Here is a 24,247-nt window from a genome sequence, read left to right on the forward strand (position 1 = left end):
CCGGTCATGATCATCGTGAGCACCGACGGATCCTGCCTGCGCAATCCCGGCGGCGCCATCGGCTGGGCGTGGGTCAATCATCAGGGCAGTTCGGCCAGCGCCGGCGCGGCCTCCGGCACCAACCAGGTGGCGGAGCTACGCGCGGTTCTGGAGGCGATTCGGGCGCATCCCGGTCCCGAACCGCTGTTCATCGAGAGCGATTCGCTGTACGCGATCAAATGCGCGTCGGAATGGCTACCGAGCTGGCGGCTCAACGGCTGGCGCACCGCCACCGGCAGCGCGGTGAAGAATGTGGAGCTCGTCCAGTGGATCGATCACGCGATCGCCACTCGCCCGGGGCCGGTGCGGTTCCGCTGGGTGCGCGGGCACGTGGGCAACTACTACAACGAACAGGCCGACAAGCTCGCCGGTGAGGCCGCCCGCGCCGCCGCGGGCCGGGCCGATGCGACGCCGAACGGTATCGACGATCTCCCGCCGTTGCCGACCGCGGTGCGGCCCCCCGCCGCAGTCACCGAGACGATGTCCGACACCGCCGCGACGACGCCGCTGACGGTCGTCGTCACCGACAAGCCGGCGTCCCGGCCCAAACGCGGCCGCGCGACAGCCGAAACCGCGGACGCCCTCACCCTTTTCTGACCGGGCACGCGTCAGACCACCTGAATGGCTTCCGGCGGTGGTGGGTCGGCCCACCGCCGGAGGCGCCCGGTTGCTGCCACCTCGGCCGCCCGGACCCTGCCGTGTCCACCACCGCCGGAACTCCCGCCGGACGAGTTCCGGCCCCGCGACGGAAACTGTCGCGGGGCCGGAAAGTGTTGTGCTGTAACCGGATTCAGTTACCCGGCTGCGGAGCCGGTGCGGGCTGCGCCCCGCCGTTGGCCTGCGGGCTGGTACCCGGGGCCGCCTGCGGCGCACCCGGAGCCGGACCGGACGGGCCCATTCCCTTGGTGACCGGCGAGTCGAACTTCGCGACCAGCCACTTACCGTCGTGCTTCTCCATCTGGGCGACGCCCGGGATGGTCAGCTTGTCCGGCTGCGGGACTGCCTGGTTGGTCTGCTCCTGGGTGATCACCAGCACCACGTTGGCCTGGCTGTCGTTGCCGGACTCCCACGCGCAGTGGATCTCGTCCAGCTTCGACTTGGCCTGCACGCTGACCATGGCCTGCTTCAGCGTGTCCGAGGCGCCGCTGAAGAACTTGCCCCACTCACCCGTCGAGAGGTCGTTGACGCTCTTGAAGTAGGCGTCGAGATCCTTCGAGTCGTAGCTGGCCACGGCCTTGCCGAAATCGCACGCCGCCTTGGTCGAGTCATCTCGTGCGGAGAGCTGATCCTCGCGATTGTCGGCCTTCAGATAGAAGACCACCACCGCGGTGACCGCGGCCACCAGCAGCACACCGGCGGCGAAGGCCGCAACGATCGGAACCCACGGAGTGCTCTTCCCGGAGGAAGGGGCGCTCGCCGGCGCCGGGGCCGCCGACTCGACGGCCGGCGCATCGGCCGAGGTCGGGCCCGCGGTCCGGAGCTTCACCGTTTCGTCCGCGTCGGCGGCCTTCGCGGCGTCGGCGGCCTTCGCGGTATCGGCACCCTTGGCGGCAGCAACCGACGAGTCCGACTCGAACTTGACCGTTGCGTCCGCGGCGGTGCTGTCTTGCGCCGCGTCGACCTTCTCGGTCGACTCGGCATCGTTGTTCGCCTTGTCCTTGGCGGTGTCGTCATCGGACATGAATCGATCTGTCACCTTCCCGGCATGTGGAAACCACGCCGTATGTTTCGGGCCACTCTACTTACCGCACCGGCTTCGGGGTCCGAGCGTTCGGATCGGCACCCGACGGCATCTGCGCTCCGTTGTTCGGAACGTCGGGCCGCGGCGCGTTCGCCGAACCACGAATCTGCTGGTCCGGAGGTGCGTTGGTGCAATAGTTGTACTTCGGGAACGTCCCGTCGGTCGCGACATACGGTGCGACCGGCGCGTGCGAGTACTGGCAGAACGGGCGCGGCCAGATATCGAGGATCGTATAGAACTCTCCGTCGTGGGCCGGCACCCCCATCGCCGAACTGCCGACGACCAGCGACGGGAACAGCGCCCGCAGTGCCGGCAGCCGCAGCTGCGCCGCCTTGGTGACGGCCACGAAGTTGGTCGCGAGGCTGGTGATCGGATCGGTGGTCTCGTCCAGCGTGGCGCCTAGCGACTTCATCTGCGCCGGGGCCTGGTCCAGCACCTTGCGCAGTTCGTCGTTGGCGTTGTTGAACTGGGTGAACAGCGTCGACGAGTTCTGTGTCAGGGTGCTCAGATCGGGCTGCGCGTTCGACGTAGTGGACGCGATGGTGCGCAGGTTGGTGAGCAGGTTGGTGGTCTGCGGCAGCAGATTGTCCAGACCGGCCGTCACCAGGCTCAGCGCATCGACCATGTCCCGCAGCTGATCCGGTCCGCCGCTGAGCGCGGTGTCGAATTCGGTGAGGATGGTGCTGAACCGGTCTGGGTCGATCTGGTCGAAGAACCCGCTGGCGTTCTCCAGCACCGCCGACACCGGCGTCGGGGTCTGCACCTTCTGCGGGTCGAACGGGATCACCGAACCGTCGGTGAGGTACGGACCCTTGTCGCTTTCGGGCTGGAAGTCGATGTACTGCTCACCGGCGGCCGAGAGGGCGTGCACGACGACCTGCGTGGCCTTCGGAATCTTGTACCGGGTGTCGATCTGGGCCTCGGCCGCGATCGAGGCGCCGCGATTCGCCAGCTTGATCGAATTCACCTTGCCGATGCGGAATCCGCGCAGCGTGACATCGTTGCCCGGCTGCAGGCCGCCGGAGCGGTCGAGCGCGACCGTGATCGTATAGGTGCTGCGCAGCGGATTGATCCGCATCACGCTCACCGCCAGGTACGTCGCGCCCACGACGAAGGCGATCACCAGTCCGATCGTGGACAGCAGCAGTTTGTGTCGCAGCAGCCAGCTCATCGGTGGCCCCCTGTCACTCGGCCGTAGACGATCTGCAGCACCTGGATCAGACTGCCCGCCATGTCCTGCAGATCGCGCAGATCCCAGAACTTGCTGTGCGGTGGGTCGGTGAGCAGGCCGATGTCGAGCTGGGTCAGAGTCGCGGCGACGGCGAGGGTGTTGCCCTTGAACGAGGCGTCGACCTTCGGCCGGATCTCGTGCAGTGCGTCCAGCGCCGGACCCAGGTCGTTGCCGGCTCGCGACAGCGCGTCCATCAGCCTGTGCACGTTCGCGAGCAGACTGGCCAGCTGATCGTGGCTGGTATCGGCGTAATCGCCGAGCGCCGCGCTGGTGGTGGAGATCTTGCCGAGCAGATCACCGATCTGCTTGTTGTTCTCCGCGATGGCGCCGATCATCTGCGGCAGCGAATCCGCCACCTGACCCAGCTGGTCGTGATTGGCCTCGATGGTGTTGGTCAGCGCGTCGAAGCCGTTGAGCGTGCTGTCGATGCGCTCGCTGTTGGCGTGCAGCGTGGTGACCACACTCGTCATCTGCTTGATCAGGCTCGCGAGCTGATCGGGCCGGCCGCCGACGATCGAATCCAGTTCCGAGGTCAGCTTGGTCAGCGCGGCCACGCCGCCGCCGTTGAACAGCATCGACACCGAGAGCAGCAACTCCTCGACGGTGGCGCCGGCCGAGGTGTGGTCGATGCCGATGGTGTCGCCGTCCTTCAGCATCGGCGTGGTCTCGTCGGACTTCGGCTTCGACAGCGCCACGAACACATCGCCCAGCGGAGTGGCCTGGCGCAGTTCGGCGGTGGAATCGCGCGGCAGCGTGATGTCCTTGCGGACGTTCATGTCGACGATGGCCTGATAGTTCTTGGTCGCGATGTGGGTGACCACACCGACATCGGAACCACCGATCTTGACCTTGGCCTGATCGGGCAGGTTGAGCGCGTTGGCGAAGATCGCGTGCAGGGTATAGGTCTCACCGGACTGCCCCGGTTTGGGCAGCGGCAGACTCTCCACGGTCAGACCGCAGCCGGAGGCCGCCACGGCCGCCGAGACGCCGAGTGCCAGCCAGGTGCGCCGCAGGCGCGTCGATACCGTCATTTCGTCAGTCCCAACAGTGCGGCGGACAACCCGAGGTCGGGTCCGAAATCCTCGATCTTGCCGGTCCGGCAGCCGTCGGCCCTCATCTGAATGCGTTCACAGAACAGGCTGACGATCTCGCCGGACAGTGCGGTGCCGAGCACCGCGTGCAGGCGGACGAAGCCGCGGTTGCGGTCCATCGAACGGTCCAGGTTCTGCAGCAGCAGCGGCGCCACGTCGACGGTCTCGACCACGCCGGCCGCGTTCTGCCGCAGCTGGTCGGTGACCTTGGTGAGACCGGTGAGGCTCTCCGACAACTGGCTCTGGTACTGGCTGAACACGCCGCTGGTGTTGGCCAGGAAGTCGTTGAGCTGATCCAGCGTGGCCTGCAGACCGGGCGCCTGCTCGGCCAGCAACGACGACATCTGGGTGACCTTGTTGCTGAACTCGCGCACCGACTGGTCGTTGTCGGCCAGCATCGAGGTCAGCTCGTTGAGCTTGATGATGATGGTCGAGATGGCGTCCTTGTTGTCGACGCCGACCTTCAACGCCCCCGACAGCGCGTTGAGCGTGTCGCGGATCCGCTCACCCTGGCCGTTGACCATGTCGTAGAGCAGCGTGCCCGACAGCGGTCCCTGGCTCTGGCCGGGCGCCGGCTTCAGCGCGGCGGTGAACTGGTCGATGGTTTTGATCATCGTGTCCAGTTCGACCGGGGTGCGGGTCTGCTGCACCGTGAGGTGCGTGTTGTCCGGCAGCTTGGGGCCGCCGGTGTAGCGCGGGGTCAGCTCGATGTGCCGATTGGTCACGATCGAGGGCGACACGATCGCCGCTGTCACATTCTTCGGGATGTCCACGTCGTGGTTCACCGTCATGTGCACCTCGACGAACTCACCCTTGGGGATGATCTTGTCGACCTTGCCGACCTCGAGCCCCAGCACGGTGATCGGATTGCCCTCGAAAACGCCGGCGATATTGCGGAAATCAGCGGTGATGTGGGTCGACCCGCCCACCGCGTTCTGCACCGATCCGCAGCTGCCGGCCACCAGTACGGCCGCGCCGATCGCGACCGTCTTGGTGGCGCGGGCCAGCCATTTGTTCAGGATCATCCCTGGCACCCCTCGATCACTCGCGCGAAGCACAACCAGTTGTCCGGGAACAGCCACGGCACACCGACCTCACCGTAGGGGCCGTTGCCGAACACATTGTTGAACTGCCGCAGCGACGCGGGCATGATCGTCAACAGTTTGTCCAGGTTGTCCTTGTTCTTCTGCAGACCCTGGGCCATGGTGTTCAGCTGTTCGATGGTCGGGCCGAGCTGGTTGTTGTTCTCCGCGCCGATCTGCTGCAGTTGCTTGGTCAGGGTCGCGGTGTTGTTCAGCAGTTGCTTGAGCAGCTCCTGGCGTTCCATCACCCGGCCGGCGATGGCCTCGCCCTGGGTGATCACCAGCAGCAGGCTGTTGCGGTTGTCGCCGAGGATCTTGGTGACCTTGTCCAGATCCTTGAGCAGACCGTCGACCTGGTCGCGCCGATCGTTGATGGTCTTGGCGAGGGCGCCGACGCTGTCGAGCGCCTGCGCGGTCAGCTGCGGCGAACCGTCGATCTGGTCGCCGAGCACCTTCAGCGATTCGGCCAGCTTCTCGGTGTCGAGCGCCTCGAACTTCGGGGTGCCGATCTGCACCACGTCGGCCAGGTCGTAGGGCACCTTGGTATTGGACTTGTGAATCCGGTTGCCCGGCAAGCCCTTACCGTTGCCCGGGTCGAGATCGACGTAGCGCGCACCCAGCAGCGTGGCCATCTTGATGGAGGCACGGGTATCGGGGCCGAGCTTCACGTCGTTGTTCACGTGCAGGGTGATCAGCACGTGGTCACCCTCGAGTTTCGCTCCGGCCACCGTGCCGACCGGCACACCGGCGACGTTCACCTTGTCACCGGTCTGGACGCCGGCCGTCTGCACGAATTCCGCCTGCACGTCCTTGGTGCCGACGCCCAGTTTCTTGTAACTGCTGGACACCACGAGCAGCACCACGATGAGAACGGCGCCGATGACGCCGAGCCAGAAGAAGCGGTTGCTCTGGAAACGATTCCTGATTCGCGTACCGAAGGTCGTCATGGGCGGCACACCGCCGAGTGGTTGGGTCCGCCGATCTGGCTGACCAGACCTCGCGGCAACAGCACCCCGTACAGCGAGACGTCCAGCGTGCACAGATACGCGTTGGCGTAGGCGCCGTCGGAGCTGAACTTACCGACGTTCGCGAGGATGCCGGGCAGGTCGATCGCGGCCTGGTCCAGCTTGGAGCCGTTGTTGATCAGCATGGTCAGCGCCGCGGTGCTCGAGTTCTGCGCGGCCGCGATCTTCGGCTGCACCTGATCGACCATGTTCACCAGAGAGGAAGTGGCATTCGCGATCTGGACGGTCGAAGCCTGCAGGGATTGTCCCTGCTCGTAGAGCCCGCCGATCAAGGCACGAGTCTGGGTCACCAGTGTCTCCAATTCATCACCTCGTTTCGCCAGTCCCGACATCACGCCCGACAGTTTGGTGATCACGTCGGCCAGGATGACGTCGCGTCGCTGGAAGTCACCGGCCAGTGCGGCGGCCTGGGTGATGAACGAGCTCAGCGAAACACCGTCGCCCTGCAGCGCCTGGATGAAGGTGTTGGTCAGGTCGTTCACCTGCTGGGGTTGCAAGGTTTCGAACAGCGGCTGAAAACCGTTGAGCAGACCCGAGATATCGAACGAGGGCTCGGTGCGCTCGACCGGGATGGTCGCGTTGTTGCGCAGCGCCGAATTGTCGCCCTTGTTGCCCGGCGCCAGCGCCACATAGCGCTGGCCGATCAGATTCTGGTACCGGACAAGGGCTTTGGTGTTGCCGTACACGGTCTGATCGCTCTGCACGATGAACGACACCTTGGCCTGGTGCTGTCCTTCGACCTCGATGCCGGTGACCTTGCCGACGCGCACGCCGGCCATCCGGACGTCGTCGCCCTCCCGTAGGCCCAGCACATCGGTGAAGATCGCCGAATAGCTGTGGGTGGAACCGTTCACGGTGCGCGCCAGCGTATTCCAGATGACCACGGTCACCAGGATCGAGACGAGGGCGAAGATACCGAACCCGATCAGCGGTTTGCGAATTCCTCTCATCAGCTGGCACCGCTTTCGGAAACTTGCAAGGTTCCACCCCTCAGGATCGAGCTCAGCAGCAGATATTCGGCAGTCGTCGGATCCCGGCCGAGCAGCGCGCTCATCGCGTCACGTCCGGTGTAGTAGGCGATCGGCCCCGCAGTGGGCTTCTGCCCGTCCGACGCCGGAGCAGCGGCCGGAGCCGGCTGCGGCGCGGGGGCCGCGGGCGCACCCGGCAGGCCCGGCAGCTGCGGGAACAGACCCTCCAACGGAGTTCCGGCGAACGGGTTGCCCGGCTTGGGCGCCTGCTGCGGAGCTGCCGTCTGCGCGGTGTCACCGGTCGTGACGCCCGGGATGGCGGGCAGACCCGGCATCGGCGGCAGCTTCGGCAGTCCCTGCGACGCGTCCAGCGTGCGCGGCTTCAGCGCCGGTGTCGGCGGGCCGATATCGGAGACCACCGGGGCGGTGCCACAGCTCGGCCCCGCCATGTCGCCGTAGCGCGGGCAGTCGGACCGGTCGTACGGCTTGTACGGCGTGAAGGTCAGGCCCGCGTTCCAGATCATCTGCTGCTGCGGACCCCAGTGGAAGGTGGTGCTCAGCTTGCGGACCGACGCGTTCAGGTTCGCGATGGCCTGCGGGATCGCGTCGGGGTCCTCGGTGAGCGCCCCGAACATGTCGCCGGTGCCCGAGGTCAGCTGCTTACCGACGTCGGGGTTGCGGGCGAACAGGTTGTTGACCTTGTCGATGGTCGCCGAGGTGCCGGTGATGAGGCCTGCCAGCTCGCTGCGCTTGTCGGCGATGGTCTGCGCGGTCTTCACCGATTCCGACAGCGTCGTCATCAGATCCGGCGCGGACTGGTTGAGCGCGTGGAACGAGGCGGAGAAATCGTTCAGCGTGCCTTCCGGATCCGGCACCGCGGCGCGGACCTGGGTGAACCAGTTGTTCAGCCGCTCGACGGTGGAACCGGGTACCCGGCCGCTGCCGTCCAGCGCATAGGACAGGGTGCTCAGCACCCGGCCCAGCTGCATGGGGTCGATCTTGTTCAGGATCGTGCGGACCGTGGTGAGCGTGTCCTGCAGCGCGATGGTGCCCTGGCTGTGGTCCTCGGCGATCTGCGAGCCGGCCTTCAGCGAGGCGTTGTCGGGACCGTTGTAGACCAGTTCGACCGAGGTGACGGCGAACAGGTTGCTGGGGACCACGCGAGCGGTGACGTTGGCCGGGATATCGGAGATGTAGTCCGGCTTCATATTGATGTGCACCTGCTGCAGCTCGCCCTTGGCGGCCACCGACACATCCTTGACCGCGCCGACCAGCACGCCGCGGAACTTCACGTCGGCCTGCGCGGGCAGGCCGTCGCCGGTGGTGGTCAGATTGGCGGTGACCTCCACCTTCGGATTGAGAATGTAGCCCTTGTAGCGGGCCATCAGCAGCGTCAGCGCGGCGGCGATGACGACGATTCCGCAGACGCCCGCGATGAGCAGCTGCCGCATCGTCGGTCCGCGGCCACTCGGATCGATGATCATATTCAGGCCCCTATCCCGAGATCCTGATGCCCGGGTTCACGCCCCAGATGGCCAGCGTCATGAACAGGTCGGCGAAGACGACCGCGATGATGCAGAGCTTGATCGCCCGGCCCGCGGCCACACCGACGCCCTCGGGACCACCCGAGGCGAAGAAGCCGTAGTAGCACTGGATGAAGGTCGTGATCGCCACGAAGAGAATGGCTTTCAGCAACGACCACAGCACGTCGTGCGGTACCAGGAATTGATAGAAGTAGTGCTGGAAGGTGCCCGAGGCCGTGCCGCCGATGAACCCCACCGTGATGGAACACGACAGGTAGGCGACCGGCAGCGCCAGGCAGTACAGCGGCACGATCGCGATCATCGCCGCGATCATCCGGGTGCTGACCAGATAGGGCAGCGGCCGGATCGCCTGCGACTCCAGCGCGTCGATCTCCTCGGCGATGCGCATCGAACCCAACTGGGCGGTGAAGCGGCAGCCCGCCTGTGCGGCGAATGCGAGGGTGGCGAGCATGGGCCCGAGCTCACGGGTGGTCGCGAAGGCGGAAATCGCACCGGTCAGCGGGCTCAAGCCGAGCAGATTCAGCGAGGTGTAGCCCTGGATGGCGACGGTCATACCGCCGAAGGCACTGAGGATCAGAACCACGCCGATGGTGCCACCACCGACGATCAGGCTGCCGTTACCCCAGGTGACGTCCGAAAGCAGCCGCCAGACTTCCTTCGGATAGTGCTTGAGCGCCAACGGCATCGAGCCGATCGAGCGCAGAAAGAAGAAGACCTGGTGACCGACCCGCGCGAGCCAGTCCCGCGGGGCGCCGGCGGAGCTGCGGATCCGCTGCAGGGGCCGCAGTAGCGGCGGAACATAAGTTGACGACACCGGCTCAAACCATCTGTGGGGGGAACAGGGCGTTGTAGATCTGCGTGATGATCAGATTCGTGCCGAAGAGCATCAGCGCGGACAGCACCACGGCGGTGTTGACCGAGTTCGCGACACCGCCCGGGCCGCCGCGAGTGTTCAAGCCCGAATCACACGCGATGATCGCGGCCAGCAGGCCGAAGATCAGCGATTTGATCAACGCCACCAGCAAATCGCTGGTCACCGCGAACGACGCGAATGTGCCGATATAGGAGCCGGGTGTGCCGTTCTGGGCGAAGATGTTGAAGATGTAGCCGGTCAGGAAGCCGACGAAGATCACGAAGCCGCACAGCAGCACCGACACCAGCATGGCGGCGCCGAGCCGGGGGGCCACCAGTCGGCGCATCGGGTCGACACCCATGACCTTCATGGCGTCGATCTCCTCGCGGATGGTGCGGGAGCCGAGGTCGGCGCAGATGGCCGAGCCGACGGCGCCGGCGATCATCAGCGAGGTGACCAGCGGCGCACCCTGCTGAATGATGCCCAGCCCGTTGGCCGCGCCGATGAAGGACGTGGCGCCGACCTGCTGCGCGACCGAACCGACCTGAATGGAGACGATGACGCCGATCGGAATTGCGACCAGCAAGGTGGGGGCCGCTGCGACGCTGGCCATGAATGCGCACTGCCGCACGAATTCACCGAACGGGAAGCGACGACGGAAGATGGCGACGAACAGTTCCGCGACCGCCGAGAAGCCCATCGTGATCTGTCGACCGAAGGTCTCGAGAGACCGCTTGGGATGATCCTGCCAGTACGCCTTCGTCCAGTCCGCCGCGGCACTCATTCTCGATGGTGAACTAATTGCCCCCGACCCGTCCGGACCGTTGGTGACTTGCACTGGCTACCCCTCTCGACGCCGGTTACCCGCCCCGACGACTGTTTCGCTTGAGGCACCTTACTACGGAGTTAGGAAAAACACACCACAAAGTGTGGCTGTGGTCATAGACCCAGATCACGTTGGTTCCGGACCTGTGATCGGGCGCACCCGACTGGTATCGATCACAAAGAACACGACCATTTCCTAGAACACGTTCTAGTTTACTGATCGAATGTCCAACTCGAGATCCGATACCTGTTTTATCGGATTAAAATTCTCGTTATTAAGATTTGCCCCGAATACTGACGAAAGCCTATAGCGAGTACCCGCGAAACAGCGGTCGTCGTGAGCAGGTGTCGCATCTCGTCGGCCTCGCACGTGTCGTCACGCGGCCACGGCATCGATCCAGCAAACTGCATGCGCATACCGGGCGCGTTCGGGCCCGACAACTGCAAGGATGTAGTACGACAAGGCTGATATCGTGCGGACTTCCGACGTCTGGAGGGAAATGTTCAACAAACTCGTCAGGGCGGCTCATGCCGCCTTCGCCGTAGCTCTGGGCGCGGCGCTGCTCGGGACGGGCGCGGGGGTCGCGCAAGCCGGTCCCGGATCGCCGGTGATCGGCGGCGGCTCCGGCATCATCATCGACAACCAGTTCGAGTGCACCGTCACGACCATCGGGCACGACGCCGGTGGCCGCCTGGTCGGCCTGACCGCCGGTCACTGCGGCGAGGCGGGTTCCGAGGTGTGGTCCGAACAGGACCGCGGCGCGGGCGTGATCGGACATTTCGTCTATTCCAACCACGACCTGGACTATGCGGTCATCCAGTTCGATCCGGGTCACGTCACTCCGGTCAATCGCATCGGCAATGTGACGATCACCGGGATCGGGGCCCCGGCCCAGTTCCCCAGCATCATCTGCAAGGAAGGCCGGACCACCGGTAACACCTGTGGCCTGGCCTTCGGCGACGTCTTCCAGACCGACGAGACGTGGGCCGAGATGTGTGTCGTCGAGGGCGACTCCGGCGCCCCCGTCGTCATCGGCACCACTCTGGTCGGCATGGTGAACGCCTATCTGGCGGTGGCCTGCTTCGGGCCCGAGGTCGGCACCAACATGTCGGCGATCGTCAACGACATGAATGCGCACGGTGGCGCCGGGGCGGGCTTCGCGCCGATCTGATCGGCGGCACGACGACCCTGGTAACGGGCGGCGATTCGGGTATCACACCGGAGTCGCCGCCCGTTTTCCGTGCCCGGGGCGGGGTCGGCCGCGCGGCGCGGATCGGGTCGGCCGCCGCGGGGTGCGGTTATGGTGAGGGCTGCCGGCCCGAAAGGAGCACTCCGTGAAGGTGATGAGCGCGATTACAGGGTGGGCCGTCGCGGCCGGGGCCGCGGTGTGCTGGGCCACCGGCACCGCCTCGGCAACCGCCGTGCACTGCGATGCCGACCGCAACCGCGATATGACGATCGTCGCCGGTGCCACGGCGTGCCGGGCGATGGGCGACGATTCCGGGCACGCGCGGTCGGCGGGAATCGATGGCGTCGGCTATGCCAAGGCAACCGCCGGTGCGGTCGCCCTCGGCCTGGGCGCCGGCGGCGGGATCGGGGCCAGTGAGGGCGCCGCCGGACTGCCGGTCGCGGTCGGTATGGGCCCCGACGCCTTCGCCTTCACCTCCCTCGCCGCGGAGGATGTACCCGGCCGGATCGGACTCTCCTTCGCGATGAACGGCTCGCAGGCGCAGGTGGTCTCGGGTGAGCGCAGCACGGTCTGTCTCGGCTCGGCGGCGCTGGCATGGGATTCCCGAACGGGCGCGCTCTGTCTCGCGACGCCGATCGGGATGTGGCAGGTCCCCGCCGCACACTGAGCACGAGTCCCGGGCTGTCCTACCCTGGCGGGTAGGGGTAACGACGCCGCGGCATGCGGCGGCAGGAGGTCGACACACGGTGGATTCGGCACGATCGGAGCAGGCAGCCGAGGCGGAAGCGGCGCGGGTGGCGCAGGCCGCCGAGACCGACGACGCACCGGAGATGGTCATCGACCCGCGATTCGTGCCGGTCGTGCACCATTTCTTCCGGCTGTTCCCGCGACCCAACCGGGGCGGGGGCGCCTTCGCGATCTTTCTGCACGGGCAGCCCGTCGTCGATGTGTGGGCCGGATGGTCGGCGCCGGACCAGCGCTGGCAGTCCGACACGGTGGCGTTGAGCTTCTCCACCGGCAAGGGTGTGGTCACCACGGTGCTGCATCGGATCGCCGAACGCGGACTGGTCGATTACGACGCCCCGGTGGCCGAATACTGGCCGGAATTCGCCGCGAACGGCAAACAGGACATCACCGTGCGCGAGGTGCTCACCCATCGCGCGGGACTGCACAAGGTGCGCGGCCTGGCCGCCGACGCCGACGGCATTCTCGACTACGACGCGATGATCGCGGCGCTGGCGGCCGCCGAACCGGATCCGCGCCGGTTGCAGGGGTCGGGATATCACGCGGTCACCTTCGGCTGGCTGGTCGCCGAAATCGTGCAGCGCGCGACCGGCAAGCCGTTCACCGAGGTGTTGCGGCACGAGATCGCCGAACCGCTGCAGACCGAGGAGTTCTGGTACCGGGTGCCTGAATCCGAGCGGCACCGCATCGCCCGCACCTTCCCGCGGTTGCGAATCCCCGGACTGCGCTGGGATACCGCCTCGAAGGTCATCGCCCGCAGCCGCACGGTCGGTGCGATCGCCGAGGCCGGGATGCCGGCCGGCTTCGATGTGCTGGTCGGCGATCCGCGCGTCCACGACTCGGTGATGCCCGGGTTCAACGGGGTGTTCTCCGCTCGCGCCCTGGCCCGGATGTACGGCGCCCTCGCGAATGAAGGGCGGGTGCTGCTGCCGGACGAGACCTGGAGCCAACCGCTGCTGCGCCCGGAAACCATCGAGTACGTCAACCATGTGCAACGCAGCGAACATCGCGACTACGTGATCGGCGTACCCGTACCGTTCACGCTGGGATACCACCGGCCGCCGATCGCTTCCCGGCGTCCGCTGCGCCGGGCGTTCGGCCACTACGGCGTGGGTGGTTCCGGTGCGTTCGCCGATCCGGAATCGGGCATGTCGGTCGCCTTCGTCACCAATCGGCTGGGCAATTCGCTGAATACGATCGGCGACGGGCGCCTGGCCCGATTGGCCGCGGAGGCCCGCGCGGCACTCGGCTGACGGCGGCGCGCGGGGGCTTCGAACCCGGGGCCGGACTGTCTCGTGTGCTGGGTATGCGCGCAGCAACAGCAGGCCGGGACCGCACACCGCAGATTTCCGGCGAACGGGCCGCGCCCCGGCAGCCGCGGTGGGTCGCGGCGCACGCGCTGGCGGCCGGAATCGATTTCGATCGGTACTTCCGGCTGCGTCGCGCGCGCGACGGCGACCCGTTTCTGGTCCGCTTCCCTGGATTCGGCGCGGTATTGTTCACAGGAACACCCGGTGGCACAAAGGAATTACTCCGGTCGCCGATCGGAATTCTGCATCCGCCGCAACCGAATCCCATTGAACCGCTTATCGGTTCGGCCTCATTGATACTCGCTCGTGATCAGCGCCATCGCAACGACCGCACTGTGCTGGCGCCCGCATTTCATCGCGCCCGAATTGCGCAGTACGGCACGGTAATTCGGGACAGCACTCGCGACGAGCTCGTCGGCGCCGGCGCCGGTCCGGCGTGGCTGCCGGGGACGGTGATCGATGCGCGGGTGGCGGCGCGAGCGCTGACGCTGCGGGTGATCCTCACGCTGATCTTCGGCGCCGACGACCCGCTCCGGCGTGACACCTACACCGCGGCGGTCGGCGAATTCCTCTCCGCCTTCACCGGACCGCTGATGCTGGTTCCCGCCTTGCGGCGCAGCGCATTCGGCATGTCGCCGTGGGACAGATTCGCCCGGGCGCGCACCCGGCTGGACGCGTTGCTCGACGCCGACATCGGCGCGCGGCGGGCTACCGGTACGCCCGATGACGGCGCGCTGGGCGTGCTGTCGAGCGCCCGCTACGAGGACGGCAGCGGGGTGAGCGACGCCGATCTGCGCGAACAACTGCGCACCCTGTTGGTGGCCGGTCACGAAACCACTGCCACGAGTCTGGTGTGGGCGCTGTTCCGGCTACACCGCGACCGCGGCGTGCTGGCCCGGCTGCGCGCCGAACTGAGTGCCGTTGGGCCCGACGCAGATCCCGAGGAGCTGGCCGGTCTGCCGTATCTGAATGCCGTATGTCAGGAGACGCTGCGACTGCATCCGCCGGTGCCGATCGTGCTGCGGCGGTTGACCGGACCGCACACGGTGTGCGGAGTGGAATTGGCCGAAGGGGACACGATGGGGGTCGCGATTCCGCTCGTGCACTCGGATCCCGGTACGTGGGACGAGCCCGAGCGGTTCCGGCCGGAGCGGTTCCTGGACCGCCGGTACGGGCCGTTCGAATACCTGCCCTACGGCGGCGGCCATCGCCGCTGTCTCGGCGCCACCCTGGCCGACTACGAACTGCGGATCGCGCTCGCCACCATCGTTTCCCGAGTCGAGCTGTCGCTGCTCCCGCGCTATCGTCATGGCCGAATTCCGCGCTCGGTGCCGCACAACATCGCGACCGGTCCACACCGCGGAATCCGATTCACTGTGGAGGGAATCCGCCACCCGTGAGGTGATTTGTCTCACAATGAGGTTTGCTGGGTATCGATCCGGCTCTCGTCCGCCCGTCCGGACCCCGAATCCGACTCGCCGATGCGAACGGGACTTTCACCCTGTCACCACTACGCCGGCGACCCGTGGTGACGCATCACACACGCGCGATGCGGACTTCATAACTGCCGGAACACAATTGGCCGATGCCCGCGAGAGATGTAGTAATGGATGCCGGGCCGGGGCCTGATTGACCATTCGCGCACCCGCGCGCGAATATTCCTGTGCGCCGTGGCGCGCGATCTAGGTGGGAGAGGACGAAACGGCTGTGCGCACCACAACCTGTCGGAAGCCCGTTCGGGACGAGACCAGCCTGTCCAAGCGGACCGGCCTGTTAGCCCTCGCGGTGACCTCCCTGGCGGTGACCGCCGCCGGTGCCATCGCGATGGCGCCCGCCTCGGCAGCGCCGCTGTGGCCCGGCGGACCCGACGTTCCCGGCGCTCCCGCTGTCGTGCAGGCGCCGCAGCCCGAACCCGGTGCCGCGCCGGTGAAGAACCCGCCGCCGCTGCCGCAGGCGAATTTCGCCGCGCCGAGCATCAGCCCCGGCGACGGCGACGTGGTCGGCGTCGCGCAGCCCATCATCATCAACTTCAAGGATCCGGTCGGCGACCACGCCGCGGCGGAGAAGGCCATCCGGATCACCTCCAGCAATGCCACGCACGGCCACTTCTACTGGCGCGGTGACAAGCAGGTGCGGTGGCGGCCGGAGGAGTTCTGGCCCGCCAACTCCGACATCACCGTCGAGGCCGGCGGCACCAAGGTCGCCTACAAGGTGGGCGATGCGGTCGTCGCCACGGCCGACGACGCGACCCACATGATCACCGTCACCCGCAACGGCGAGGTCATCAAGACCATGCCGACCTCGATGGGCAAGAAGGACCACGAAACTCCCAACGGCACCTACTACGTCGGGGAGAAGAACCGGAAGATGATCATGGACTCCTCGACCTACGGGGTTCCGATCACCGATCCGCAGGGCTACAAGCTCGAGGTCGAGTACGCGACCCGGCTGTCCAACAGCGGCATCTTCGTGCACGCCGCCCCGTGGTCGCTCGCCCAGCAGGGTGTGTCCGACTCCAGCCACGGCTGCCTGAACGTCAGCACCGAGGACGCCCAGTGGTTCTTCGAGAACGCGCAGAAGGGTGATCCCGTGGTGGTGACGAATTCCACCGGAAACTTCAGCGCAGGCGACGGTATGGGCGACTGGAGCTGAACCGAAACGCTGTTCGGTAGCGGCCCCGGAGCCAATGCGCTCCGGGGCCGCTGTCGTTGCCGCCACTCACCGCACGGCGCTCTCGCCGATTCCCGCCGCCGGACGCGCTCGGCCACTTAGTATTCGGCGCATGACCCGGGTGTCGGAGACCACGCTCCCCGACGGGAGTTCGCGCACACCGTTCAGGCGCCCGGCGTCGGGATTTCACCGCGTGTTCGCACGAGAGCGGCAGGCTGCGAACGTGCGTCGACGGCCCGAACGGGTATTGCCCTCGAACCGGGCACGCGGGCTGCGCCACCGCCCGTGGGGCGACTACGGGCTGTTCCTGGTGCTGGTGGTGCCGAATCTGGTGCTGCTCGGGCTGTTCGTCTACCGCCCGCTGGTCGACAACATCCGGCTGTCGTTCACCGACTGGAATCTCGCCGAACCGTTCGCCCACTTCATCGGAGTCCGCAACTACCGCGAGTGGTGGACGCGGGCGGACACCTGGCAGATCGTCGGCAATACCGTGATCTTCACCGCCTTCGCGGTCGGCGGCAGTATGGTGCTGGGCCTCGCGCTGGCGCTGCTGCTGGATCGGAAACTGTTCGGCCGCAACGTGGTTCGCTCGGTGATCTTCGCGCCGTTCGTGATCTCCGGCGCGGCGGTCGGGGTGGCGTTCCAGTTCATCTTCGATCCCGGCTTCGGCCTGGTGCAGGACCTGCTGCATCGCATCGGCATCACGAATGTGCCGGATTTCTATCAGGATCCGCACTGGGCGCTGTTCATGGTGACGGTGACCTACATCTGGAAGAACCTGGGCTACACGTTCGTCATCTATCTCGCCGCACTGCAGGGTGTGCGGCGAGAACTGCTGGAGGCGGCCGCGATCGACGGCGCCGGACGCTGGACCACCTTCACCCGGGTATTGCTGCCGCAGCTGCGGCCGACGACGTACTTCCTGTCGATCACGGTCATGCTGAATTCGCTGCAGGTCTTCGACATCATCAACGTGATGACGCGCGGCGGACCACTGGGCACCGGTACGACCACCATGGTCTATCAGGTCTACCAGGAGAGTTTCCGCAATTTCCGCGCCGGATACGGTGCCACGGTCGCGACGATCATGTTCGTCGTGCTGCTGGTCATCACGCTGATCCAGGTGCGAGTGATGGATCGAGACGAATGACGAGCACTCGGAAACGCCTGGCGGCGACAGTTTTCGGTTACGCGGCGATGGTGTGCGTGCTGATCGTCGTCGGGGTGCCGCTGTTCTGGATTCTGATCACCTCGTTCAAGGCGCGGCCCGATATCTACACCCAGCCGGCGGTGTGGTGGCCGCGCAGTTGGCATCCGGAGAACTATCGCGAGGCGACGACCACGTTGCCGTTCTGGACGTTCCTGCGTAATTCGCTGATCGTCACCGCCGTGGTCTCCGCGGTCAAATTCGCGCTGGGCGTCTTCAGCGCCTATGGACTCGTCTTCCTGCGCTTTCCGGGTAAGACGCTGATCTTCCTCGCCGTCATCGCCGCGCTGATGGTGCCCAACCAGATCACCGTGATCTCCAACTACGCCCTGATCGCCCAGGTGGGGTGGCGCAATACGCTGCCGGGCATCATCGTGCCGCTGTGCGGCGTGGCGTTCGGCACCTTCCTGATGCGCAACCATTTTCTCTCCCTGCCCGTTTCGGTGATCGAGGCGGCCCGCATCGACGGCGCGAACTGGTGGCAGCTGCTGGTCCGGGTGGTGCTGCCCATGTCCGGCCCGACGATGGTGGCGTTCGCGGTGGTTACGCTCGTCAACGAGTGGAACGAATACCTGTGGCCGTTCCTGATGGCCGACGATGCCGGCGTCGCGACCCTGCCCGTCGGATTGACGCTGCTACAGAACACCGAAAATCCGAGCGTCACCAACTGGGGGCCGGTGATGGCCGGAACCCTGCTGACCATGCTGCCGATTCTGGTGGTGTTCGTGCTGCTGCAGCGGCACATGATCAAGGGCCTCACCACCGGTGCCGTCAAAGGCTGATTCGCTCGAGGAGAGTGCCGTGACCCGACCGCGCACACTGACCCGCCGCGGATTTCTCATCGCCGCCTCGGCGGCCACCGGTTCGGCCCTGTCGGCGTGTGCGGGGATGGGCGGCAGCACCGGAGCCGGCGGCGACCCGAACACGATCATCTTCTGGTCGAACCATCCGGGCACCTCGAAGAATCAGGAAACCGAGTTGATCAACCGGTTCCACGCACAGCACCCCGAGCTGACGGTGAAGCTGGTGGACGCCGGGCGCAACTACGAAGAGGTCGCGCAGAAGTTCAATGCCGCGCTGACCGGCGGCGCGCTGCCGGATGTCGTGGTGCTCTCGGACGTCTGGTGGTTCAACTACGCACTGAACAAGGCCATCGAACCGCTCGACGAACACATCGCCGCCGCGGCGGTACCGCTGGCGGACTACGTCGACAGCTTCGTGGACGACTACCGGTTCGACGACAAACTCTGGGCGCTGCCGTATGCGCGTTCGACGCAGATCTTCTGCTACAACCGCGGCTTGTGGGCCCGAGCCGGACTGCCCGACCGTGGCCCGCAGAGCTGGCAGGAATTCGACGAATGGGGCCCCGAACTGCAACGCGCCATCGGCGCGGGGAAGTGGGCGCACGGCTGGGGTGATGCCAAGAACTACCTGGCCTGGACGTTTCAGGGACCGAACTGGACCTTCGGTGGCGCCTACTCGGATCGGTGGACACTGAAGTTCTCCGATCCTCGCACGGCCGAGGCGGGAAACTTCCTGCGCGACATGATCAATCGCAAACGCTACGCCGCCATCCGCCCCCAGCTGGCCGTGGATTTCGGCACCGGAGTGGTGGGGTCGGCCATCACCTCCACCGGCGACATCAAGGGCATCGTCGCCAATGCGGCGGGCAAGCTCGACTTCGCCACCGCGTTCCTGCCGCATCCGAACGGGCCGGGATGCACCACCGGCGGTGCGGGGCTGGCGATTCCGTCGCGCATCTCCGACCAGCGCAAGGCCAATGCCGTGCGCTTCGTCGAGTTCATCACGAATCCGGTGAACACCGCCTACTTTTCGCAGGCCACCGGCTACATCCCGGTGCGCAAGTCGGCGGTCCGCGATCCGTCGGAACAGCAATTCCTCGCCGCCAACCGCAATTTCGCGACCGCCGTCGATCAGCTGCCGCTGACCCGCTCACAGGACTATGCCCGGGTGTTCCTGCCCGGCGCCGATCAGATCATCGGCACCGGGCTGGAACAGATCGGACTGCAGAACCGGGATGTGAAGTCGGCCTTCGCCGATATCACCGATCGCCTGCAGACCATCTACGACCGACAGATCGAACCGAAGCTGCCGCGCTAGCTACCAGATCCGCACGCGCTCGGTGGGTTCCAGATACAACGTGTCACCCGGTTCGACACCGAACGCCTCGTGGAAACCGTCCAGATTGCGGACCACACCGTTGCACCGGAACTCCGGCGGAGAATGCGGGTCGACGGCCAGCCGGCGAATCGCCTCCTCGTCGCGCGCCTTGGTCCGCCACACCTGCGCCCAGCCGAAGAACACTCGCTGCAGGCCCGTCAGGCCGTCGATCACCGGCGGCTCGGCACCGCCGAGGGCGATCTTGTAGGCCTCCAACGCGATCGAGAGCCCGCCGAGGTCGCCGATGTTCTCACCGATGGTGAATTCGCCGTTGACGGTGTGACCGGGCAGCGCCTTCGGTTCGAACTGGTTGTACTGATCGATCAACGCCTTCGTGCGCTTACCGAACTCGGAGCGATCGGTTTCGGTCCACCAATCGACCATATTGCCGTCGCCGTCGTATTTACTGCCCTGATCGTCGAAGCCGTGCCCGATCTCGTGCCCGATCACGGCACCGATGCCGCCGTAGTTGGCGGCGTCGTCGGCGTTCATGTCGAAGAACGGCGGTTGCAGAATCGCCGCGGGGAACACGATCTCGTTCATGCCCGGGTTGTAGTAGGCGTTCACCGTCTGCGGCGTCATGAACCATTCGCCACGATCGACCGGACCGCCGAGCTTGTTCAGATCGCGGTCGTGGTCGGCGGCGTAACCGCTGCGGTAGTTCTCCACCGGATCGGCGGGATCGACACGGACCGCGGAATAGTCGCGCCAGGTGTCGGGGTAACCGATCTTGGGGGTGAAGCGCTCCAGCTTGGCCAATGCGGCCTCGCGGGTCTGCGGGCTCATCCACTCCAGTTCGCTGATGTTGCGGCGGTAGGCCTCGATCAGATTCGCCACCAGCTCCTGCATGCGCTGTTTGGCCTCGGGCGGGAAATGTTCGGCGACATAAATTTTCGCCACCGCTTCGCCGAGCAGATCCTGCACCAGCGATACGCCGCGCTTCCAGCGCTCGCGATTCTCCTGGGCGCCGGTGAGGGTGCGACCGTAGAAGTCGAAGCTCTCCTCGACCACGGCGGCGGTCAGGTACGGCGCTCGCGCCCGCAGCACCCGCCAGCTCGCCCACGCCTGCCAGTCCTCGAGCGGCTCCGCGGCCCAGACCTGCGCGAAGGTGCGCGCGTAATCGGGCTGGCGCACAATCACTTCGGCGAACAACTCGGGTCCCGAGGCCGAGACGCCCTCGGCCAGCGCCTCGGTCCACGCGGCCCAGTCGAATTCGGGATTCGCGGCGGCGAGGTCGGCGAAAGTGGTGAGGTTGTAACTCAATTCGGCGTCGCGGCGGCGCACCACGTCCCAATGTCCGGCGGCCAGTTTGCGTTCCAGTTCGAAGACGCGCTGCGGGTCGTAGTCGATCGCGGCCAGCTGGAACATGCGCTGGATGTGCTCGACGTATTTGGTGCGGATCTCGGCGTAATCGTCGTTGCGATAATACGATTCGTCCGGCAGCCCGAGTCCGGACTGGGTCAGGTTGATCAGATAGCGCTGCGAATTCTTGTCGTCGGTATCGACGTAGGCGCCGACCGCCCCGCCCACACCGGTGCGTTGCAGCCGGCCCAGCAGCGCGGCGAATTCGGCGCGATCGCTCACCTCGCGCACCGCCGCCAATTCCGCGGCGATCGGGGTGAGCGCGGCGGCCTCCACCGCCTCCTCGTCCATGAAGCTGTTGTAGAGATCGGCGATCTTGCGCGCCTCTTCCTCGTCCGGCACCGAGGCCGCGGTTCCGGCCGCCAGATCCTGGATGATCTTCTTGACATCCAGTTCGGCCTGGTCGTAGAGGGTACGGAACGCTCCGTCGACCGCGCGATCGGCGGGAATGTCGTACGTGTCCAGCCATTTGCCGTTGACGTGCGCGAACAGGTCGTCCTGCACCCGCACAGCGTCGTCGCGATAGGTCAGATCGATGCCCGAGGGAGTCGTCACGTCGAAAGTCACGACCTCCAGTATGCCGACGACGGCGGCGCGCCGCCGCCGCATTCACCCCTGCGCGGCGGTCGCCACCGGGATGCGGTCGAATTCCCCGTCACGCGCGCCGGCCAGGAACGCCAGCCACTCGCCGGGGGTGAAGGACAGCTCGGTGGTGCCGTGGACCAGTACCGCGGCGCCGTCCGCGGCCGGGCGAACGTGCAGGTCACCCTCGCTGCCACCGTGCACGACCGTGCGGAGGAATGCCATCCAGGCGGGCGCGCCGACGGTGATCACCGGCTCGAGTTCGGGGCTGTTCGCGGGGTCGCGGCGGTATTTGCTGTCGCGGATCAGCACCGCGTCACCGTCGAACCGCACCTCGACACACTGATTGCCGTTGTTGGTGCGCGTGGAGGTGAACCAGGACGTGATCTCCGGCCGGTACCTCGCGGGGGTGGGCATGGGCAGGAGTTTACACAGCTGCGTATTTCTCGATCAGCGCCAATGACTCTGTGCGAGTGAGGGATTGATCGAGCGCTCGCACGAATGCGAACGCCAGATCGTGCACCTGGTCGGGATGGTCGACCGGTCCGCCGAAGACGGCGCTCTCGGCCCAGCCGAAGGTAGGCAGGTGCTCGGAGGCGAAGTCCAGCAGATGAAAACTCGCCCCGCCGAGGATCGCGCCGTCGGGAGCCGCGAACGGGATGACCCGGATGTCCACGTTCGGCCTGGTGCGCAACAGCCCGGCCAGATACTCCAGCTGCGCGCACAGCACGGCCTGCCCGCCGACCTGCTGCAACAGCGTCGCCTCGCCGACCACCGCGGTGAGCGCGACCGGGTCGTGTCCGTGCAACCGCTTGCGGCGCCGCATCCGCATCGCGACCAGCTGTTCGATCTGCGCCGGGCGGATCATCACATCCGCGGCGATCAGCGCCCGCGCATACGCCTCGGTCTGCAGCAGGCCCGGAATCACGAGGCTGTCGTAACTGCGGATACGGTCCGCGCCGTATTCCATCCCGTAGTAGCGCTGTAGTTCCGGCCCGATCAGCCCCGATCGCGTCCACCAGCCGCGCTCTCGCCCGGCGGACAGCAAGGCGAGCAGTTCCGCGCGTTCCTGTTCGCCGACCGCGAGCAGATCCAGCACCGGGCCGATGGTGTTGGCGGTCAGCACCCGGCGGCCCTTCTCGACATGCGACCAATTGGCCGGGGTGAAGCCGACCGCGCGGGCGAAGCCGGCGGAATCGAAGCCACGTTGTTCGCGAAGTTCGCGCAGGCGAAGGACCAATTCCCACCGAGCGACCACTGGCGAGGGAGGGGCCATGCGGGCAGATGCTACGCCGGCCGCCGCGACACGCCCGTGACTATTGTCATTTCAACTGTACGGCGATACGGTCTGCGTATCGGTGGCACTGCACTCGACGACGAGACGAGGTTCGCCATGAGCACGCGCGACCCGATGGCCGGCGCGATCGAACCGAATATCACCACCATCACCACCGCGCCGCGCGCTGTCACCCAGGAAGCGCTGGTCCGCTGTCGTCGCTACCGCAAAGAGAACGGGCTCTACGGGATCGTCGAACCGGTACGAGGTCGCATCCTGTTGGAAATAGGCCCGGTCGGCGCGATCACCGTGCCGGCCGCCCTCGGAGCCCCCATTCGCGAATACCTCACCGTGCGTGGACATCGCGGGCCGATCATCGGACATCCGCGATCGGCACGCTGGACGTTTCTCACCGGACATGTCGACGAATCGGCCACCGACGCCGCGATCGCTTCCGATATGTTCCATCGCTGCGCCGCACTGGTAGCCCCGGGCACCACCATCGTGCTGCCCTCACCCGCCGACGAACGCACCGGATACCGGGTGTGGATCGATTCGCCGCACAGCGACTACCGGCCGGAACTGGCCGAGGTGCTCACCGCAACCCGCCAGTGCCGGCCGGACCCGTACTGACCCGGCCTATCAGGAGGTCGGCCGCGGGCTCAGCGTCACGCTGTACTTGTTCTCCAGCGTCTGATTCCAATCACGTTGGCACTGATCGATCTTCGACTGATCGCCGTTGGCCTTGTTCACGCAGTCGAGGAAATCCTTGCCGCCGTTGTTGACGAAGAAGTTGACCCCGATCGCGGCGATCACGATTCCGGCGATGAGCCCGAGCAGGCCCAGCACCAGGCCGGCCATCGCCATACCACCCCCGGCCGCGGTGCCGCGCCGAGCCTTGACCGTCGCGATGATGCCGAAGATCAGGGCGACCAGGCCGAACAGGATTCCGCCCACCACTGTCCAGCAGGTCAGCAGGGCGATGATGCCGAGGACCAGCGCCGTGATGGCCAGCCCCTTGCCCTTGGGCTGCTCCCACGTGCCCTGTCCCGGCGGGCCGGGGTAGCCGCCGGCCGGCGGCGGGGGATATCCGCCCGGATACTGTCCAGGCTGCTGGCCGTACTCTCCCGGCTGCTGGCCGTACTGGCCGGGTTGTTGTGGGTACTGCCCCGGTTGCTGGGGATATTCGCCGGAGTGGCCGGGATACTCGCCGGAACGACCGGGGTACTCGCCCGAGCGTCCGGGCTGTTCGCCGCCCGACTGCGGATACGGTTCCGGCGGGGGATAGTTCCCGGGCGGTGGATTCTCGGTCATCGCTGTCCTCTC

General features: G+C 66.4%; 23 protein-coding genes. 10 read left to right on the top strand and 13 right to left on the bottom strand.

What is annotated here, in order from left to right:
• Positions 1-6 precede the first annotated feature (6 nt).
• On the top strand, positions 7-636 hold the full coding sequence (locus tag NN2_RS28025; protein ID WP_063017400.1) for a ribonuclease H family protein: 630 nt from the start codon (positions 7-9) through the stop codon (positions 634-636).
• A gap of 193 nt (positions 637-829) precedes the next feature.
• Here the strand turns inward: NN2_RS28025 and NN2_RS28030 are convergent, their stop codons facing one another.
• From NN2_RS28030 to NN2_RS28070, 9 genes are all read right to left on the bottom strand, one after another.
• Complete coding sequence (locus NN2_RS28030) at positions 830-1,720, bottom strand: hypothetical protein (RefSeq protein ID WP_063017368.1); 891 nt, start codon at positions 1,718-1,720, stop codon at positions 830-832.
• A gap of 61 nt (positions 1,721-1,781) precedes the next feature.
• Positions 1,782-2,951 carry an MlaD family protein gene (locus tag NN2_RS28035; protein WP_063017370.1) on the bottom strand — a complete coding sequence of 390 codons (1,170 nt, stop codon included), beginning with the start codon at positions 2,949-2,951 and terminating at the stop codon, positions 1,782-1,784.
• Positions 2,948-4,042 (bottom strand): MCE family protein, encoded by a 1,095-nt coding sequence (locus NN2_RS28040; RefSeq protein WP_063017372.1) that lies wholly within the window; start codon positions 4,040-4,042, stop codon positions 2,948-2,950. The genes NN2_RS28035 and NN2_RS28040 overlap by 4 nt, the downstream gene beginning before the upstream one ends.
• Positions 4,039-5,127 carry an MCE family protein gene (locus tag NN2_RS28045; RefSeq protein ID WP_063017374.1) on the bottom strand — a complete coding sequence of 363 codons (1,089 nt, stop codon included), beginning with the start codon at positions 5,125-5,127 and terminating at the stop codon, positions 4,039-4,041. Before NN2_RS28045 ends, NN2_RS28040 begins: the two co-directional genes overlap by 4 nt.
• Positions 5,124-6,131 carry an MCE family protein gene (locus NN2_RS28050; RefSeq protein WP_063017376.1) on the bottom strand — a complete coding sequence of 336 codons (1,008 nt, stop codon included), beginning with the start codon at positions 6,129-6,131 and terminating at the stop codon, positions 5,124-5,126. Before NN2_RS28050 ends, NN2_RS28045 begins: the two co-directional genes overlap by 4 nt.
• The gene (locus tag NN2_RS28055) at positions 6,128-7,159 is read right to left on the bottom strand and encodes an MCE family protein (protein WP_063017378.1); all 1,032 of its coding nucleotides are present in this window, start codon (positions 7,157-7,159) and stop codon (positions 6,128-6,130) included. Before NN2_RS28055 ends, NN2_RS28050 begins: the two co-directional genes overlap by 4 nt.
• Positions 7,159-8,661 carry an MlaD family protein gene (locus tag NN2_RS28060; protein ID WP_063017380.1) on the bottom strand — a complete coding sequence of 501 codons (1,503 nt, stop codon included), beginning with the start codon at positions 8,659-8,661 and terminating at the stop codon, positions 7,159-7,161. Before NN2_RS28060 ends, NN2_RS28055 begins: the two co-directional genes overlap by 1 nt.
• A 10-nt stretch (positions 8,662-8,671) precedes the next feature.
• Positions 8,672-9,535 (bottom strand): ABC transporter permease, encoded by an 864-nt coding sequence (locus tag NN2_RS28065; protein ID WP_030514081.1) that lies wholly within the window; start codon positions 9,533-9,535, stop codon positions 8,672-8,674.
• A 4-nt stretch (positions 9,536-9,539) separates the two neighbouring features.
• On the bottom strand, positions 9,540-10,358 hold the full coding sequence (locus NN2_RS28070) for an MlaE family ABC transporter permease (RefSeq protein ID WP_030514080.1): 819 nt from the start codon (positions 10,356-10,358) through the stop codon (positions 9,540-9,542).
• Between the two features lie 541 nt (positions 10,359-10,899).
• Between NN2_RS28070 and NN2_RS28075 the strand changes: the two genes are divergently transcribed.
• The 8 genes from NN2_RS28075 (at position 10,900) to NN2_RS28110 (ending at position 19,641) form a co-directional block, all read left to right on the top strand.
• Positions 10,900-11,571 (top strand): chymotrypsin family serine protease, encoded by a 672-nt coding sequence (locus NN2_RS28075; protein ID WP_030514079.1) that lies wholly within the window; start codon positions 10,900-10,902, stop codon positions 11,569-11,571.
• A 172-nt stretch (positions 11,572-11,743) separates the two neighbouring features.
• Positions 11,744-12,256 carry a DUF6764 family protein gene (locus NN2_RS28080; protein ID WP_231983128.1) on the top strand — a complete coding sequence of 171 codons (513 nt, stop codon included), beginning with the start codon at positions 11,744-11,746 and terminating at the stop codon, positions 12,254-12,256.
• A gap of 163 nt (positions 12,257-12,419) precedes the next feature.
• On the top strand, positions 12,420-13,586 hold the full coding sequence (locus NN2_RS28085; protein ID WP_063017402.1) for a serine hydrolase domain-containing protein: 1,167 nt from the start codon (positions 12,420-12,422) through the stop codon (positions 13,584-13,586).
• Positions 13,587-13,639: 53 nt separating this feature from the next.
• Entirely contained in the window at positions 13,640-15,043 is a 1,404-nt protein-coding gene (locus tag NN2_RS28090) for a cytochrome P450 (RefSeq protein ID WP_082857331.1), read from the top strand.
• Between the two features lie 352 nt (positions 15,044-15,395).
• Complete coding sequence (locus NN2_RS28095; RefSeq protein WP_030514075.1) at positions 15,396-16,295, top strand: L,D-transpeptidase; 900 nt, start codon at positions 15,396-15,398, stop codon at positions 16,293-16,295.
• A 241-nt stretch (positions 16,296-16,536) separates the two neighbouring features.
• Positions 16,537-17,463, top strand: a complete 927-nt coding sequence (locus NN2_RS28100; protein WP_063017406.1) for a carbohydrate ABC transporter permease — start codon at positions 16,537-16,539, stop codon at positions 17,461-17,463.
• Positions 17,460-18,302 carry a carbohydrate ABC transporter permease gene (locus tag NN2_RS28105; RefSeq protein ID WP_063017382.1) on the top strand — a complete coding sequence of 281 codons (843 nt, stop codon included), beginning with the start codon at positions 17,460-17,462 and terminating at the stop codon, positions 18,300-18,302. The genes NN2_RS28100 and NN2_RS28105 overlap by 4 nt, the downstream gene beginning before the upstream one ends.
• A 19-nt stretch (positions 18,303-18,321) precedes the next feature.
• Entirely contained in the window at positions 18,322-19,641 is a 1,320-nt protein-coding gene (locus NN2_RS28110; RefSeq protein WP_227463101.1) for an ABC transporter substrate-binding protein, read from the top strand.
• Here NN2_RS28110 and NN2_RS28115 read toward each other — a convergent pair whose 3' ends face one another.
• Genes NN2_RS28115 through NN2_RS28125 form a run of 3 tightly spaced genes read right to left on the bottom strand, consistent with a single transcriptional unit; the run spans position 19,642 to position 22,921 of the window.
• Positions 19,642-21,672: a M13 family metallopeptidase gene (locus NN2_RS28115; protein ID WP_169812456.1), complete on the bottom strand. Its 2,031-nt coding sequence runs from the start codon at positions 21,670-21,672 to the stop codon at positions 19,642-19,644.
• Positions 21,673-22,062, bottom strand: a complete 390-nt coding sequence (locus NN2_RS28120) for a DUF397 domain-containing protein (RefSeq protein ID WP_063017383.1) — start codon at positions 22,060-22,062, stop codon at positions 21,673-21,675.
• A gap of 10 nt (positions 22,063-22,072) precedes the next feature.
• Entirely contained in the window at positions 22,073-22,921 is an 849-nt protein-coding gene (locus NN2_RS28125) for a helix-turn-helix domain-containing protein (RefSeq protein ID WP_063017384.1), read from the bottom strand.
• 117 nt (positions 22,922-23,038) lie between these two features.
• Here NN2_RS28125 and NN2_RS28130 point away from each other — a divergent pair, with 117 nt between their 5' ends.
• A complete protein-coding gene (locus NN2_RS28130) occupies positions 23,039-23,554 on the top strand; it encodes a hypothetical protein (protein WP_036507404.1) in 516 nt (171 codons plus the stop codon).
• Between the two features lie 9 nt (positions 23,555-23,563).
• Here the strand turns inward: NN2_RS28130 and NN2_RS28135 are convergent, their stop codons facing one another.
• Entirely contained in the window at positions 23,564-24,235 is a 672-nt protein-coding gene (locus tag NN2_RS28135; RefSeq protein WP_082857330.1) for a DUF4190 domain-containing protein, read from the bottom strand.
• Positions 24,236-24,247 lie beyond the last annotated feature (12 nt).

The sequence above is a fragment of the Nocardia nova NBRC 15556 genome, from assembly GCF_001613005.1.
Classification (GTDB): Bacteria; Actinomycetota; Actinomycetes; order Mycobacteriales; family Mycobacteriaceae; genus Nocardia; species Nocardia nova.

What these genes read in the sequence shown, in the direction of transcription:
- NN2_RS28115 (WP_169812456.1), bottom strand. Translation starts at nt 21,672, where the DNA reads ATGCGGCGGCGGCGCGCCGCCGTCGTCGGCATACTGGAGGTCGTGACT.
- NN2_RS28055 (WP_063017378.1), bottom strand. Translation starts at nt 7,159, where the DNA reads ATGAGAGGAATTCGCAAACCGCTGATCGGGTTCGGTATCTTCGCCCTC.
- NN2_RS28045 (WP_063017374.1), bottom strand. Translation starts at nt 5,127, where the DNA reads ATGATCCTGAACAAATGGCTGGCCCGCGCCACCAAGACGGTCGCGATC.
- NN2_RS28125 (WP_063017384.1), bottom strand. Translation starts at nt 22,921, where the DNA reads ATGGCCCCTCCCTCGCCAGTGGTCGCTCGGTGGGAATTGGTCCTTCGC.
- NN2_RS28105 (WP_063017382.1), top strand. Translation starts at nt 17,460, where the DNA reads ATGACGAGCACTCGGAAACGCCTGGCGGCGACAGTTTTCGGTTACGCG.
- NN2_RS28120 (WP_063017383.1), bottom strand. Translation starts at nt 22,062, where the DNA reads ATGCCCACCCCCGCGAGGTACCGGCCGGAGATCACGTCCTGGTTCACC.
- NN2_RS28040 (WP_063017372.1), bottom strand. Translation starts at nt 4,042, where the DNA reads ATGACGGTATCGACGCGCCTGCGGCGCACCTGGCTGGCACTCGGCGTC.
- NN2_RS28090 (WP_082857331.1), top strand. Translation starts at nt 13,640, where the DNA reads ATGCGCGCAGCAACAGCAGGCCGGGACCGCACACCGCAGATTTCCGGC.
- NN2_RS28030 (WP_063017368.1), bottom strand. Translation starts at nt 1,720, where the DNA reads ATGTCCGATGACGACACCGCCAAGGACAAGGCGAACAACGATGCCGAG.
- NN2_RS28080 (WP_231983128.1), top strand. Translation starts at nt 11,744, where the DNA reads ATGAGCGCGATTACAGGGTGGGCCGTCGCGGCCGGGGCCGCGGTGTGC.
- NN2_RS28035 (WP_063017370.1), bottom strand. Translation starts at nt 2,951, where the DNA reads ATGAGCTGGCTGCTGCGACACAAACTGCTGCTGTCCACGATCGGACTG.
- NN2_RS28060 (WP_063017380.1), bottom strand. Translation starts at nt 8,661, where the DNA reads ATGATCATCGATCCGAGTGGCCGCGGACCGACGATGCGGCAGCTGCTC.
- NN2_RS28135 (WP_082857330.1), bottom strand. Translation starts at nt 24,235, where the DNA reads ATGACCGAGAATCCACCGCCCGGGAACTATCCCCCGCCGGAACCGTAT.
- NN2_RS28025 (WP_063017400.1), top strand. Translation starts at nt 7, where the DNA reads ATGATCATCGTGAGCACCGACGGATCCTGCCTGCGCAATCCCGGCGGC.
- NN2_RS28050 (WP_063017376.1), bottom strand. Translation starts at nt 6,131, where the DNA reads ATGACGACCTTCGGTACGCGAATCAGGAATCGTTTCCAGAGCAACCGC.
- NN2_RS28130 (WP_036507404.1), top strand. Translation starts at nt 23,039, where the DNA reads ATGAGCACGCGCGACCCGATGGCCGGCGCGATCGAACCGAATATCACC.
- NN2_RS28075 (WP_030514079.1), top strand. Translation starts at nt 10,900, where the DNA reads ATGTTCAACAAACTCGTCAGGGCGGCTCATGCCGCCTTCGCCGTAGCT.
- NN2_RS28085 (WP_063017402.1), top strand. Translation starts at nt 12,420, where the DNA reads ATGGTCATCGACCCGCGATTCGTGCCGGTCGTGCACCATTTCTTCCGG.
- NN2_RS28070 (WP_030514080.1), bottom strand. Translation starts at nt 10,358, where the DNA reads ATGAGTGCCGCGGCGGACTGGACGAAGGCGTACTGGCAGGATCATCCC.